The sequence below is a fragment of the Acinetobacter sp. TYF_19 genome, assembly GCF_043105125.1.
GTDB lineage: Bacteria > Pseudomonadota > Gammaproteobacteria > Pseudomonadales > Moraxellaceae > Acinetobacter > Acinetobacter johnsonii.
In genome coordinates this window covers 1-14,713 of record NZ_JBICLH010000005.1, presented here as the reverse complement: position 1 = coordinate 14,713, position 14,713 = coordinate 1, and the positions used below count along the sequence as shown (strand labels likewise).

13 protein-coding genes and 3 pseudogenes are annotated in these 14,713 nt (G+C 42.7%); 10 read left to right on the top strand and 6 right to left on the bottom strand.

What is annotated here, in order from left to right:
* Positions 1 to 136 precede the first annotated feature (136 nt).
* Genes ACF8FD_RS00220 through ACF8FD_RS00190 form a run of 7 tightly spaced genes read left to right on the top strand, consistent with a single transcriptional unit; the run spans position 137 to position 7,621 of the window.
* Positions 137 to 1,123 (top strand): acyl-CoA desaturase, encoded by a 987-nt coding sequence (locus tag ACF8FD_RS00220; RefSeq protein ID WP_205667041.1) that lies wholly within the window; start codon positions 137 to 139, stop codon positions 1,121 to 1,123.
* Positions 1,120 to 2,403, top strand: coding sequence for an NAD(P)/FAD-dependent oxidoreductase (locus ACF8FD_RS00215; protein WP_205667040.1), 1,284 nt, complete (start codon positions 1,120 to 1,122; stop codon positions 2,401 to 2,403). Before ACF8FD_RS00220 ends, ACF8FD_RS00215 begins: the two co-directional genes overlap by 4 nt.
* A gap of 9 nt (positions 2,404 to 2,412) precedes the next feature.
* Positions 2,413 to 3,201: a DUF1365 domain-containing protein gene (locus ACF8FD_RS00210; protein ID WP_205668143.1), complete on the top strand. Its 789-nt coding sequence runs from the start codon at positions 2,413 to 2,415 to the stop codon at positions 3,199 to 3,201.
* Positions 3,202 to 3,203: 2 nt separating this feature from the next.
* Complete coding sequence (locus ACF8FD_RS00205; protein WP_205667039.1) at positions 3,204 to 4,400, top strand: cyclopropane-fatty-acyl-phospholipid synthase family protein; 1,197 nt, start codon at positions 3,204 to 3,206, stop codon at positions 4,398 to 4,400.
* A gap of 25 nt (positions 4,401 to 4,425) precedes the next feature.
* Entirely contained in the window at positions 4,426 to 5,205 is a 780-nt protein-coding gene (locus ACF8FD_RS00200) for a DUF1295 domain-containing protein (protein ID WP_205667038.1), read from the top strand.
* An 8-nt stretch (positions 5,206 to 5,213) separates the two neighbouring features.
* Positions 5,214 to 6,263, top strand: coding sequence for a cyclopropane-fatty-acyl-phospholipid synthase family protein (locus ACF8FD_RS00195; protein WP_205668142.1), 1,050 nt, complete (start codon positions 5,214 to 5,216; stop codon positions 6,261 to 6,263).
* 35 nt (positions 6,264 to 6,298) lie between these two features.
* The gene (locus ACF8FD_RS00190) at positions 6,299 to 7,621 is read left to right on the top strand and encodes a HAMP domain-containing sensor histidine kinase (protein WP_205667037.1); all 1,323 of its coding nucleotides are present in this window, start codon (positions 6,299 to 6,301) and stop codon (positions 7,619 to 7,621) included.
* Here ACF8FD_RS00190 and ACF8FD_RS00185 read toward each other — a convergent pair.
* The 3 genes from ACF8FD_RS00185 to ACF8FD_RS00175 are packed head-to-tail and all read right to left on the bottom strand — an operon-like array spanning position 7,618 to position 9,370.
* Positions 7,618 to 8,310, bottom strand: coding sequence for a response regulator transcription factor (locus ACF8FD_RS00185; RefSeq protein WP_125274882.1), 693 nt, complete (start codon positions 8,308 to 8,310; stop codon positions 7,618 to 7,620). The genes ACF8FD_RS00190 and ACF8FD_RS00185 overlap by 4 nt on opposite strands.
* 11 nt (positions 8,311 to 8,321) lie before the next feature.
* Positions 8,322 to 8,822, bottom strand: a complete 501-nt coding sequence (locus ACF8FD_RS00180) for a chalcone isomerase family protein (protein WP_125274883.1) — start codon at positions 8,820 to 8,822, stop codon at positions 8,322 to 8,324.
* Positions 8,798 to 9,370 carry a nuclear transport factor 2 family protein gene (locus ACF8FD_RS00175; protein WP_205668141.1) on the bottom strand — a complete coding sequence of 191 codons (573 nt, stop codon included), beginning with the start codon at positions 9,368 to 9,370 and terminating at the stop codon, positions 8,798 to 8,800. The genes ACF8FD_RS00180 and ACF8FD_RS00175 overlap by 25 nt, the downstream gene beginning before the upstream one ends.
* A gap of 168 nt (positions 9,371 to 9,538) precedes the next feature.
* On the opposite strand from ACF8FD_RS00175, the pseudogene ACF8FD_RS00170 reads away from it, so the two are divergent.
* A pseudogene (locus ACF8FD_RS00170) lies at positions 9,539 to 10,303 on the top strand (IS5 family transposase).
* 44 nt (positions 10,304 to 10,347) lie between these two features.
* On the opposite strand, the gene ACF8FD_RS00165 reads toward ACF8FD_RS00170, so the two are convergent.
* On the bottom strand, positions 10,348 to 11,229 hold the full coding sequence (locus tag ACF8FD_RS00165) for a LysR family transcriptional regulator (protein ID WP_205667035.1): 882 nt from the start codon (positions 11,227 to 11,229) through the stop codon (positions 10,348 to 10,350).
* A gap of 102 nt (positions 11,230 to 11,331) precedes the next feature.
* Between ACF8FD_RS00165 and trpB the strand changes: the two genes are divergently transcribed.
* Together trpB and trpA are read left to right on the top strand one after the other, a co-directional pair.
* Positions 11,332 to 12,543 (top strand): tryptophan synthase subunit beta, encoded by a 1,212-nt coding sequence (gene trpB, locus ACF8FD_RS00160; protein ID WP_125274886.1) that lies wholly within the window; start codon positions 11,332 to 11,334, stop codon positions 12,541 to 12,543.
* Complete coding sequence (gene trpA, locus ACF8FD_RS00155) at positions 12,540 to 13,325, top strand: tryptophan synthase subunit alpha (protein ID WP_114392367.1); 786 nt, start codon at positions 12,540 to 12,542, stop codon at positions 13,323 to 13,325. The genes trpB and trpA overlap by 4 nt, the downstream gene beginning before the upstream one ends.
* An 84-nt stretch (positions 13,326 to 13,409) precedes the next feature.
* On the opposite strand, the pseudogene ACF8FD_RS00150 reads toward trpA, so the two are convergent.
* Together ACF8FD_RS00150 and ACF8FD_RS00145 are read right to left on the bottom strand one after the other, a co-directional pair.
* A pseudogene (locus tag ACF8FD_RS00150) lies at positions 13,410 to 14,381 on the bottom strand (IS481 family transposase).
* A gap of 166 nt (positions 14,382 to 14,547) precedes the next feature.
* Positions 14,548 to 14,713 (bottom strand): annotated as a pseudogene (locus tag ACF8FD_RS00145) (GTP cyclohydrolase II); the annotation flags it as partial.

The following is a 14,713-nucleotide window of genomic DNA, read 5'->3' as shown; positions in this document are numbered from 1 at the left end:
ATCTGCTAACCTTTTGCCGAACTGATAAATCTCTCTACAGTTCGGTTTTTTTTATTTACTTCACATAAAATTCATATCTGACTGATTAAACTAATCAAATAGAATAAATATAGTTGCAAAAATTTAGGGTGAGTCGATGTTGAAAAGTCTGATGCGATGGGTAGACAGCTGGTCCACACCCACAGTGCCCGAAACACTGACGGCTGAAAACAGCAAGATTCAGTGGCAGCGGATTTTACCTTTTATTCTGTTGCATCTGGCTTGTCTAGCAGTGTTCTGGGTGGGAGTGTCGTGGTTTGCAGTGGGCTTTATGCTGCTGTTCTACCTGATTCGTATGTTTTCCATTACGGCTTTTTTTCATCGCTATTTATCGCATAAAACTTTTCAGACTTCACGTCCCGTACAGTTTCTGTTTGTGCTGATTGGCACCATGAGCGCGCAACGTGGTCCGCTCTGGTGGGCGGCGCATCACCGCTATCACCATCGCTATACTGATACCTTGAAAGATCCGCATTCCTCGACGCATGGTTTTTGGTATAGCCATGTGGGTTGGTTTCTGAATGAATATAATTTTGCTACACGTAAAGAAGTCATCAAGGACTGGCTGAAATATCCAGAGCTGATCTGGCTAGACCGTTTCAGTTTGATTGTGGTGCTGCTGACTGCAGGCGGGATTTATGTACTAGGCGAATGGTTGGCAATCACTTGGCCACAACTCGGGACGTCCGGCCTGCAACTTCTGGTCTGGGGATTTGTGGTGTCCACGGTGTTGTTGATCCATGCGACCTTATGTATCAATTCACTGGCGCATCATTACGGTAGCCGTGATTTTGACACGGATGACCACAGCCGCAACAATTTATTCTTGTCTATCATTACCTTGGGCGAAGGCTGGCACAACAATCACCATTATTATGCAGGCAGTACCCGGCAGGGTTTTTACTGGTGGCAGATTGATATGACCTATTACCTCCTAAAAATTATGTCTTGGCTCGGGATAGTTTGGGACTTAAAGCCCATTCCGGCACGGATTTATGAAGCCAGTAAAATTGCTCAGGCTCGAAAAAATAAAAAAGCTGCTACGGCAGGCACTACCACGATTCATTCGAAGGAATCACCATGAAAATTGCAATTATTGGTTCAGGTATTTCCGGTTTGTATGCGGCTTGGAAACTCAGCAAAGCGCATCAAGTTACAGTCTTTGAAAAGAATAACTACTTTGGTGGTCATACTGATACTCATCAGCTAAATATCGATGGTGAACAGGTTGCGGTAGACAGTGGCTTTATCGTGTTTAATGAGCATAACTACCCGCTGTTCTGCTCGATGCTAAAAGAGCTTGGAATTCAATCGCAAAGCAGTGACATGGGCTTTTCGGTGAACAATCAGGTCACTGGCTTGCAGTACAATCCTTCAAAAAAATTCTCGCTGTTGTTCCGACCGCAAAACTTCTTTAACGCTGATTTTCGCGTGATGTTGTCGGATCTGTTCCGTTTCTATGCGGCGAATAAAGATATTGATGTTGAACAGGTCGATGCACAGCTCAGTATAGATGAGTATCTGGATCGGCATGGCTATTCCGAAGCCTTTCGTCAGGAACATCTCTATCCGATGTGCGGGGCGCTATGGTCTTGTCCAGTAGAGCAAGCTGGACAGATTCCGTATAAATTTGTGGTGAGCTTTTTTCAGCACCATCGTATGTTGCAGTTGAAAGAGCGACCTTCGTGGCTTACGGTCAAGGGTGGATCGGCTCGCTACGTTCGTGCCATTCAGTCCCAATCGAATATGACTTTCCGCAAAACCGCTGTGCAGCTTGTTTCACGCAGTGCCAATGATGTGCTGGTTGAAACAACACAGGGCAGCGAACGTTTTGACTGGGTCGTGTTTGCCAGCCATGCTGATGATAGTCTGAAATTACTGAAAGACCCTTCTGCTCAGGAGTGGGAAGTACTTGGCAAGTTTCGTTATCAGGATAACCATATGGTGGTGCATTCCGATACCTCTATCATGCCCAAATCCAGACGCCAATGGGCCAGCTGGCATGTACATGTGACACCTAGTCGTGCAACCGAATCAACTCCATTACAGCATAGTGGCATGCATTATGGTTTCAGTTACTGGATGAACCAGTTGCAAAACCTGAATTGTAAAACCCAAATCTTTGCCACACTCAATCCTAACTTTAACCTCGATCCGAAAAAAATATGGGTAGAACGATATTACCGTCATCCAGTATTTGATGCTGCCGCAATTGAGGCACAACAACGTTGGGCTGAGGTTAATGGTCAGAACCGGACGTCATACTGTGGTGCCTACTGGGGCTGGGGCTTTCATGAAGATGGCGCACGTAGTGCTTCATGGGTTGTAAATCAGTTGCTGCAACACACTGAGCAAGCGGCTTAGGAGCGCATGATGCAGATGTATCCACTGGCGATTGCCTCTGCCGAAATTAGGCATCGCCGTTACCTGCCCAAAGCCCATGCTTTTGAGACCCAGCTAACCTATCTATGGTTTGATCCGGATCAACTGGCAAATTTTACCCAAAAATCTTGGTTCTGGTCTTCTAGTCGCTGGAATTTCCTGACCCTAGATGAGCGCGATTTTCTGACTATGGAGTGTGGCTCGATTCGGCAGAAGATTGCACGCCTGCTGATCAAGCACGAAAACTATCATTTACCACATGCTGCATCTATTCGTGTACTGGCTTTACCACGCACACTGGGTTTTCGTTTTAATTCTGTGGTGTTTTATCTAGTCTTTAATGCCACCGATCAACTGATTTTTATACTGAGTGAAATCACCAACACACCGTGGAATGAACGACAGGCCTACATTCACGACTGCCGGAACAATGCAGACGAATATGCGCCGTACCAGAGTCACCAGTTTGACTTTAAAAAGGCCTTTCATGTGTCGCCGTTCATGCCGATGGGGCTGGATTATCGCTGGCGCTTCAGCTTTTCGGATCGGCAGAACGTGATTCATATGCAGCTGTTTGAGCAGGGAATCTTGCAATTCGATGCCACCCTGAAATTTTCCTTGCAGGCCATCACGCTTCCTTCACAACAGCATCGCTATGCTGTACTGAAAGTTCTTGAACCCTTCAGGATGGTCAGCGGAATTTATCTGCACGCCTTTCGTTTATGGAAAAAGAAAATTCCATTTTACCGACATCCTAAAAAAGAAAAAGGAAACACATAGCGATGAAGACACTATTCATGGGAGAGCAAAGCACACTGCCGGTGGTACTTCGCCACCTGCTGAAATTACGCCATGGTCAGCTGATTTTTAAAGGCGTCTGGAACGGGGCTGTCGGGGGAAATAGCGATTTACAGGCGGTGATACAGGTGCATGATGTCCGTCTGATGGATCTGCTGTTCCGTAATGGTGTACTGGGTGCTGCCGAAGGTTTTATCCGTGGCTACTGGAGCAGTGAAGATCTGGTCGATGTGATCCGCATTTTGGCACGTAACCGCGATGTGCTGGACCAGATGAATCAGAATGCAGTGGCCAAAGCCAGCCAGTTACTGTTAAAGGTCTGGTATAAATCGCGCAAGAATTCGATTGATGGTAGCCGCAAAAATATTGCCGAGCATTATGACCTGAGCAATGACTTTTTCAAGCTGTTCCTAGATTCCAGCATGATGTATTCCAGTGCGGTGTTTAAAGAGCCGGGCATGAGCCTGGAACAGGCTTCAGATTATAAAAAAGAGCTGATCTGCCAGAAACTGCAACTCAAACCGATGGACCATTTGGTTGAAATTGGCAGCGGCTGGGGAGGCTTTGCCATTTATGCGGCTCAGCATTATGGCTGTAGGGTGACTACCATTACCATTTCCAAAGCTCAGTACGATGAAGCACTCGCCCGAGTTGCTGAAGCAGGGCTGTCTCATCGGGTGTCTGTACAGCTTCAGGACTACCGTTTAATCGAGGGTAAATACGACAAATTGGTGTCCATTGAAATGATTGAAGCAGTTGGTGAGCAATATTTACCAACTTATTTCCGAAAATGCCGCGAGCTCCTCAAGCCGAATGGTCTGGCCTTGATACAGGCGATTACGATTGAAGATGCACGCTATATTAAAGCTTTAAATACGGTGGATTACATTAAGCGTTATATTTTCCCCGGTAGTTTTATTCCATGTATCAGTGTGATGACGCAAACGGCTTCTGAGCAAAAACTTCGTCTCAAACATCTGGAAGATATTGGTCAAAGCTATGCACAAACCTTGAAGTGTTGGCGCCAGCGTTTCTTGCAGCAGCATGATCAGGTACTTGGGCTTGGCTTTGATGAGCGTTTTATCCGCATGTGGGATTTTTATCTGTGTTATTGCGAAGGTGGCTTCCACGAAGGCGTGATCAGTGATGTACATCTGCTGTTCGAAGCCAGTGCCTACTAAGCCAAGATAAAACAGGAGGGCCGAAATGCTGCTGAATTTACTGATGCTGAATGTCTTTATCATGCTCTGTAGCTGGGTGTTGGTGACCTATAACCGCAGAGCAGGGCTGGTCGATGTTGCTTGGAGTTTCAGTATTGCCCTCAATGTGATTATTGCCGCTTGGGCGATTGACAGTGCACCGATGTTGGTTCGCTTATTTCTGGGACTGGCAAGTGGGATCTGGTTTTCACGGCTGACTTGGCATCTGTTACGGCGCTATGCCAGTGAAACCCAAGAAGACACGCGTTATGCCAACATGCGCCGAGCGATGGGGGATTATCAGCATCTTGGTTTTCTGATGTTTTTTATATTTCAGGCAGGTTTGGCTCTACTGTTTTCTTACCCAATGCTGAAGCTGTTAAGTATCTCGACCGAGCAATGGAATGACTGGACTTTGGTCACTGTGATTGTGGCGGGCATGATCATGCTATCCGCTTTGATAGGCGAAAGCACTGCCGATCAACAACTTTACCGTTTTAAGCTAGATCCACAGAATCAAGGTAAAACCATGGATCAGGGTTTGTGGAAATATTCGCGCCATCCGAATTATTTTTTTGAATGGCTGCATTGGTTTGCTTATCCAGTGCTCGGTCTGGCAGCAGGATGCTATGAATTATGGATTTATCCACTGCTGATGTGGCTGTTTCTGTACTACATCACGGGGATTCCCTTTAGTGAACAACAGGCGCTGGCACATCGCGGCGACAACTATAAAGACTATCAACGACGAACTTCAATGTTTATTCCGTGGCCACCCAAACAGTAGGTAAATACATGGACTTTATGATTCAACAATCTTTAAAACTGGTCGAAAATGGCAAGCTGCCCGATTCGGTGATTCGCGCGGGCATTCGCAGCCTAAGCAAAAAACGTCTGGCACAAGAAGGACGCTTTGACCCGGCACTGGCAGCTCGGCGCTATATGGATGTGCTACATATGCTGAAAAATAGCGAGATTGCCATTGAGACAGACAAAGCCAATGAGCAGCATTATGAACTGCCGACCGCATTTTTTCAGGCAGTACTCGGTAAGCGTTTGAAATATAGCGCGAGTCTATTTGAACATGCCGATACAACGCTAGACCAAGCCGAAGAAGCTGCTCTTGCATGCTATTGCCAGCGAGCACAACTGAAAGACGGGCAGGATATTTTGGAAATTGGCTGCGGTTGGGGTTCTTTAAGTCTATATATGGCCGAGCGTTATCCAAGGGCCCGTATTACAGTCGTGTCAAATTCTTCAACGCAGCGCGAGTATATTCAGGAACAAGCCCGTTTAAAAAAACTGGATAACCTTAATGTGATCACTTGTGATGTCAATGTGTTGCAACTTGAACCTGCCTCCTTTGACCGTGTGGTGTCAGTGGAGATGTTTGAGCATGTACGCAACTATCAAAAATTGTTTGAAAATATTAGTATTTGGCTCAAACCAGATGGCTTATTGTGGTGTCATATTTTCTGTCATCGTTTCTTGCATTATCCTTTTGAAGTTAAAAATGAGTTTGACTGGATGTCGCAATATTTCTTTAGTGGTGGTTTGATGCCAGCAGCCTCAACCTTCCTACATTTTCAGCAGCATTTACAGCTAGAACAGCACTGGCAATGGGCAGGCACGCAGTATGAACGTACCGCAAATGCTTGGCTAGAAAATATGGATGCTAAACAGGCCGAGCTAAAGCCCTTGTTCGAAAAAACTTATGGCGCGGATGCCGCAATCTGGTGGCAGCGCTGGCGGATTTTCTTTATGGCCTGTGCCGAGCTATTTGGTTATGACCATGGACGCGAGTGGGTCATTGGCCACTTTCTGTTAAAGAAGAAAGCCGTATAATTGAACAGTGGGATTGGCCAGCGGGGAATGCATCAATGTTAAAGCTATTTAGGGACAAACGTGATCATCCTCTGGGTGAGGTGTTTAACCGCTATTACTGGCTGCAAATCGGATTCATTGCCCTGTCTGTGGTGATCGGGATTGGCTGTAGTGCTTGGGTAATCAAAGGTTCCCTGCTCAGAACCGCGCTTGAACAGGAAATGTCACACTACTGGCAGCGGCTGGAACGTAATCCGGCTGCTGAACTGCCAGACACCAAAAACTTGTATGGTTATCGCTGGAGCGATGTACCGCCAGTCCAATTTCGCCACATAAAGCTTGAGCAAGGGGTTAACCGGCATTTTGTCGATGGCAAGGAGCGGATGACCGTGTATGGTGAAAAAGACGGACAGCATGTGCTGCTGGTGTTTGGCGAAAGCAACGTCAACAAGCTGGTGTGGCTGTTTGGTCTGGCACCGCTAATGGTCAGCCTGTTTGTGCTATATAGTGTGCTGTGGTGGTGGAACCGTCGGGCCCGGCGCTATTTTTCCCCGATTACCCGTCTGGCCAATGCGCTGGAATATATCGACTGGGAACATCAGAAAAATCAGGCTTCGCCTTTTCAGGACATCCGCACCGACTCTAATCTGGAAGCTGAATACCTCAAGCAGGCGCTAGAAAAATATCATCAGGTATTAAGCGAATTTATTCAGCGTGAGCGTGAATTTACCGGAGATGTCAGTCATGAGCTACGCACGCCACTGACCATTTTAAAAGGCAATGTGCAGCTGTGTCAGGCACGCTATGGCGACAACAAGTCCTTTACTCGCCTGCATAACACCATTGAAGATATGCAGCTGCTGGTCGATACCTTGCTGGCCATTGCCCGCAATACCACTAACACTTTAACTGCTGAACCGACCATGCTTTCAGAATGTCTGGACAATCTGGTGCAGGATCTGGAGAGTGTCAGTCATAACAAAGGCATGCAGATTGACCTGCAAAAAGACCTCGATGAACAGCCGCGTAAACTTTATCCATCCATGACCAAAATGGTGTTTGGCAATATTCTGCGCAATGCGCTGAACTATTCACAGGGCACAGAAATTGATGTGATTCTGGAAAAAAATAAAGTGCTGATTGCTGACAATGGGGTCGGCATGCCTTTACCTAACAATTCTAAGGTTCAGGAACTGTCTGGCCAGCAGCTACAACTGGAAATCAAAGGGCATGGCATTGGATTGCAATTGGTGCAAAAGCTATGCAAACAGCTAGGTTGGCGTGTGGAGCTGTTTGACAGGCAATATTATCTTAGCACTCATCAGAATGTTGACTTAGCAATCACCACTGGACTGATTGTTGTTGTGTACCTAAATTAGGCTTCATCTTCGAAAGTAATCTTTAACCCAATCCCAGATATGGTGTGAATCAGCTTTTGTTCAAAGGGTTTATCGACCATTTTGCGTAAATTATAGATATGACTGCGCAGAGCATCACTTTCTGGCTCTTCGTCACCCCAAAGCTGCATCATAATTTCCTGTTTGGTCAGTACTTTAGGAGAATGACGCATCAATAGCTTCAAAAGTTTAAACTGAATCGGAGGCAATTCAATGTTCTGCCCAGCTCGAGTTAGCTGCTGTGTTGCTGGGTCCAAAATTAGGTCATGAATTTGCAGACGACTGCTAGATACTTCACCCAGAGAACGTTTGATCAGAGCCTTGACCCGAACCACCAGCTCGTTAAAGTCAAAAGGCTTGACCAGATAATCATCCGTGCCGGAATTGAAGCCTTTGAGTTTATCATCCAAGGTATCCCGAGCGGTAAGCATTAAGACAGGTAAGTCCAACCCCTCTTCATTGCGTAACCACTCGCACAATTCATAACCAGAACCATCAGGCAAATTAATGTCTAGTAGCAAGATATGGTAGCGTTGCTGTTTCAGTAATTGTCTAGCAGCACTCAGATTGCGGGCATGATCGACCACAAAGCCATGTTCTTCCAGAAACTCGCATAGAGTAGAGGCCAGTTCATAATGGTCTTCAACCATCAGGATAAAATGTTTCGACATAGCGGCAGATACTAATTTAATAATTGCTGTTTTAATTTAGCACTAAATGGCTGGGGACCCAGCCATATATTAAAATATTGTTGTGCCAGAGGATGTTTAAGCTGCCCTAAACTTTGCTGGTTCAAGGATAAGCTCAGGGTCTGTGTAGCATGGTTGTATTTTAAACGGTACAGGTCGCCTGATCTGACCGGACGATACAAATCGGTGATAGGGTTGAATAGAGCATGTATTTTTGCGTCTTTAACATTACGTTTCAGTAAATGTGTGGCCGCACGCTTAAATGCCCATTGCGGAATATTCTGTGTATAGGAAAAGTCCATCTGTATATTTTGTTTTTCCCAGGACTGGCTACAGTTTTGTGCAAAATAACTGGCCATACCGACCTGTTTTTTACCCACCATCAGCGGACCATTACCGCATTGATTCAGGCTTTGTGCCTGTGCCCATGGACAGAAGCTACATCCCATCACTAACGCCGTGCTGATCGCTATTTTTTGAAAGGCAGTAGCCATGAGTAGACCCCTCCAACATAAGGCAGGGAACGGTACAGGCCATTCGCAGGGTCCCAGAAATCCTGCTGGAAAACAATCTTGTTGTTTTCGTTGATCTTGATTTCACTGATACCGTAAGAGTCCATACTGCGGGTCGTGCCGAACATTTTAAAATCATAGGTCATATGCCAGTGCACATAGGCAGAGTCCTGATGATAAGAAGCGTTTAGCAGCTTGACGCTGACCTTGCTGACCCGTTTGTTCATGCCTTGAAAGTGCTCCAGCAGATTTTGACGGGATGAAAATTGCGATAGGGTATCGTTAATAAACAGCTGGTCGGCATACAGTGCTCCGGCTTTTTCAACGAATTTAGGTGTGCCCAAGGTATTAAATGCCGAAGTGAAGCGGAGGCCGATATCCTGAGCTTTAGCCTGATCCAGCGCTATCCCCTGAATACCGTTTCTGGATTGGGCGTAATCGGCTGAATAACTCGGAATACTTTTACATCCGGCTAACAATAGAAGCGGCAAGGATAAGGCTGTAGCAATTAGTGTTTTTACAAGTCTCATCATCAGTGTCCGTATGAAGTGTATGTTTATACCTTAGGCAGCACAGCGTGAACAGAATGTGAAATAGACGTTATAGATGAGTAATTGAATAGGGTCTGTTGACATTTTCTGTTCAAAAAAATAGCGAGAAAGTAAAATTTAATCGCCAAACCAAATTTACTTCTCGCTATGCCCCGTACAATGCTGAATGATCAACACTGGTCTAAGTTACTTTCTATTTTCCGAAATTTTGATATCTATTTCAAATCTAATTTGAGAAATTTTGTCGAAGCAATACTTTATAGAATAAGAACAGGCTGCCCATGGCGTGATTTGCCTAAAGAATTTGGTTCGTACAATTCAATCTTTAAAAAATATAGTCGTTGGTGTAAAAATGACAAGTTAATGAAAATATTTAAATTAATTTCTTCAAATGCTGATATGGAATGGGTTTTTATTGATGGTAGTCATGTTCGGGCACACCAACATTCTGCTGGAATAAAAGATCAGGATATCTCTAAAAGCATTGGTGGAAATAGTTCTAAAATACACTTAGCTGTTGATGCGGATGGCAATCCAATCGAAATTATTATCTCCGATGGAACGATTCATGATGTCAAGATTGCTCCTAAAATGATTGAAAAACTTGATTTGAGTTAAACGGAAGTATGTTGTGCAGACAAAGGATATGACTCTGAATCATTAAGAGAACAAATATCTGCGAAAAAAACTAAAGCGAATATTCCAAGAAAATCAAATACTCAGTCAAATAATGATCATATGGATTTGTATTTATATAAAATCAGACACTTAGTTGAGAATGCATTTTGTAGGTTAAAGCAGTTCAGAGGAATAGCAACACGATATGATAAGCTAAAGTGTAGCTATGAGGGGGCAGTTGCATTAGCTTGTATATTTATTTGGCTACCTTTATCGGGTAAATTCTATACTTGAAATGTCAACAGACCCTAGAATTTTTCAAATCAAAGATTAAATGTTTAACTTTTTTCCTCGGCCATTAACCAATCAATGATATTCATAACATCACGATTTTCGTTATTTTTTCTGACCATTGCATAAAAATTATAGTCACAATAGATAAAACCAAAAGGGGCAATGATCTTTCCATTTAACATTTCTTTTTCTACTAGAATTTGAGGTGCTATGGCAATTCCTAACCCAGACACGGCAGCCTCTATCATTAAATTCAGACTATCAAAATAACGGTCATTCGCTTTTGGGGAAAAGCTTATTTGAAACTGATCAAACCATGTATGCCATGCACTTTTATTTGAGTGGGTATGAAGTAATGGATAGTTTAAAAGATCATTTACGGAATGAAGAAGATTTATTTCACGATTACAAATAGGACCCATGTTATCGGGAAATAACAGATATTTATTCAAAAAGTTGGGAGGTAGATGATGCTCACTGACGCTATTGATAAATATGTCAACTTTCTCTTTTTCTAACAATTTTAAATCATTACATGTCATTAATTTGATATGGATATTGGGATAAATGACTTCGAGCTTTTCTAATCGAGGAATCAGCCAATTTGCCATAAAACTATGAGAAGCGCCTATGACAACTTCTACTTCAGATGTCTTATTAGTTAACTCAAAGACGCATTGTTCTAAACGATTAAAAAGCTGCGTACAAACGAGCGACAATTCTTCGGTATCCGCCGTCAGAGAGATGGTCGAGGAATGTCGAATAAACAATTTTTTATCCAACCATTCTTCTAACTGCTTTATTTGATGGCTAATCGCACTATGGGTTACACATAATTCTTCGGCAGCTAAGCTGAAACTTTTATTTCTGGCGACAGCTTCGAAAGCTTTTAAAGCATTAAGCGGAGGTAATGTTCTGCGTTTCATGTTGTAAAATTTTCTAACACCATAACCTCAAAATATATCAATTATCAGAAAAATGAAAATATTTTAAGATCGAACGAGTTTTGATAGTAAAAGAGATATGAGATGACAACCCCTTATACAGGTAATGGTCCTGATGCCTTGGGATTTTTTGGTAAATTTGGCGGATGCTACATGCCAGAGAGCTTAATGCCAGCACTTCAAGAATTAGAGCAAGCCTTTAATACTGTTCGGGACAAACCTGAATTTTGGGCTGAATATCAGCAGATTTTAACGGACTTTGTTGGTCGTCCTAGTCCTCTATTTTATGCAAAAAATCTAACAGCTTATGTGGGAGGCGCTCGAATCTATCTCAAGCGAGAAGATTTGAACCATACGGGTGCGCATAAGATCAATAATTGTGTTGGGCAAATCTTATTAGCCAAATTTATGGGCAAAACCAGAATCATTGCAGAGACGGGTGCTGGGCAACATGGTGTTGCAACAGCAACGGTTTGCGCGCTGTTTAAGATGAAATGTACCATTTTTATGGGAGAAACAGATATTCAGCGCCAACAAATGAATGTTGAACGCATGAAATTACTTGGTGCTGAAGTCAGAAGTGTTCAAAAAGGGCGTAGGACTTTAAAAGATGCCATGAATGAAGCATTACGTGATTGGATTCGTCATGTGGATACAACCTATTACCTGTTGGGTACGGGTGCAGGCCCTCACCCATATCCCGTCATGGTGAGAGAATTTCAGAAAATTATTGGTTTAGAAGCCAGAAACCAAATACTCCTGAAAGAAAATAGACTGCCTGATGCTCTAGTTGCTTGCGTTGGTGGGGGATCAAATGCACTAGGGTTGATGTATCCTTTTCTAGAAGACCTGAATGTCAAAATGTTTGGCGTTGAGGCAGGTGGAAAAGGAATAAATAGCGATGAACATGCAGCCTCTATTTGTAAAGGTCAGGTCGGTGTGCTGCATGGCAATTTAACTTATTTATTACAAGACTTAGATGGGCAGATTTTAGAGGGGCACTCTATATCAGCTGGCTTAGATTATCCTGGTGTTGGTCCTGAGCATGGTCTTCTGTTTGAAACAGGGCGTGTGATATATGCGGCGATCACCGATCAAGAAGCCGTAAATGCATTTCAGCTTTTAAGCCAACAGGAGGGTATTATTCCTGCTCTTGAGAGTTCCCATGCGATTGCATATACGATTCAACTTGCTCAAGAAATGCAACCAGAACAGATCATTATTGTCAATTTAAGTGGCAGAGGTGACAAAGACTTAAACACGGTCAAAAAATATCTTGCAGGAGCTACAGCATGAACCGTCTAGATCAAAAATTAGAGCAATTGAAACTGGAAAATCGAAGCGGTCTGGTCTGTTATTTTACTGCTGGAGATCCTAATTTTACCGAAAGTTGTCGTCTGTTAAGCCAATTGGGTCAAGCAGGGGCTGACATTATTGAAGTGGGTATTCCATTTTCTGATCCAGTGGCAGATGGAGAGATCATTCAGGCAGCGCATCTTCGGGCTTTAGGTGCAGGTCAAACGGTAAAACAGACAATTGAGTTGGTAAAAGCAATCAGGCTGCATGATGACCAGACACCAATAATTTTCATGACTTATTTAAATCCGATTATGCAATATGGTTTTGAGACACTTATCGCAGAAACAGAAAATCTTATAGATGGAATATTGATTTTAGATGCTCCATATGGACATCGAGAAAAATTTGAGGCGCAATTAAATGAAAAAAATATGCATTTAATTGCAATGACCGCGCCGACGACCCCAGTTGAAAGGTTAGAGCAAATTTCAGCGCGCGCGACAGGGTTTTTATATCATGTTGCAGAAAATGGATTAACAGGAGGAGACTTCAATCTATCTAATCTTGAGAAAAAGATGACTGAAATAAAGCCGATTTTTAATATTCCTGTTGCAATTGGTTTTGGGATCAAAAATGAAAGCCATGTTAAAGCACTAGCCAATAAAGTAGATCTTATTATCATTGGCTCAGCGCTTGTCGATACTTTTTTTAATAAGGGAATGAATGCGACTTTAGAAAAAGTGACGGTTTTTTCAAAAATAATTAGAGAAAATAAATAATATAGTGTTTTTTAAATCAGTATATTTCAAGCTTAGATTAGCATTTGAAATGCAACGCCTTGTTGGTGCAATAATATGTGTGATTCATAGAGATCGTTTCAATTTAGCGATCTCTAAATCCATCTTGTAATTGGCGTGTTGAATCCGTTCATTGGATGGGTTGTATTGCTTCTGGACCTCATCAGAGAAAGGGGTTTCTTCACATAATTCAAAGTACCTTTCCATCGGTGTTTTACCTTTCAAAGCTGAATGTGGTCTCATCCAGTTATAGTAATGCTGCCATTCGGCTAGCTTGTCTTGTATATCTTCAGAATTAATATCGACAGTAGCGTAGAACTCAGATTTATCAGTCTTTTGAGAACGCTCTACCTTGCCATTCAAATGAGGTGAACCTGGTTTATTTGGCCTAAATTTGATTCCATGCTGCATCAATTTTTTCTGTACTTTTTCAGCAAAAAATTCCCGCCCACGATCGGTCTGTATTCGCTGTATGGGAAAAGGCATTTCTTCAATTACGCAGTCTAAAAAGTCGAGCGTATTCGCCGCTGTTCGGCGTTTATATATCCTTAAAACGCGATATCGTGTGCAGTCATCGATAGATGTGTACTGATATAGCCCAGGACCCAATTTACAGGTATCCATTTGAATTCTATCGCCTGGTAATGGGCGTTCATAACGAATGAAATCTACTTTACGACGGAATTTTTTAATCGGTTTGACTTGATGGGTGGATAGTACTTTATAGATAGTCGCTAAGGACAACGAGACTCCGTGCAGCCTCATCAATTCTGTTTGCAAACGTCGAGCACCCAGATTCCTAGCCGAGCGCATTTCCAATATTAAGGCCTCTAGCTCAGCATTGATTTTAGTATTTGGAGATTTTAATGGGCGTTTACTCTGACTACTTAATCCATCAATACCTTGCTCAGAATATCGTTTCCATCACTTGCGTAATGTTGGTCTAGAAATGCCACATCTCCGACAGACTAGGCCAGCATCATTGGTCTCTTCAAATAATTTAACCCATACGAGTCTTTGTTGAATTTCTCTGTTCATAGACACCAATTATATTGAAATGATGTCTATGAATCACACAATCTTTGTTGTATTTTATTTGAGAATCTAAAAAGTCAATTTATTAAGAAATATAAGTGATAAAACCTTCTCCCATAAAGGAGATGGAACTTTGAGTGTAAATTTTTTTATTGAAAGTAATCGATTTTTAAAAATCACTATTATCATACAGATGTGACATACGTTTTTGCTTAGTCTCTAAATAAGCTTTGTTGAAAATATTTAAACCAACTCTTAAAGGAATACGTTCAACAACGTTAATTCCTAAATCAGTTAAAGATTTAATTTTAAACGGATTATTTGTAATGAGTTTT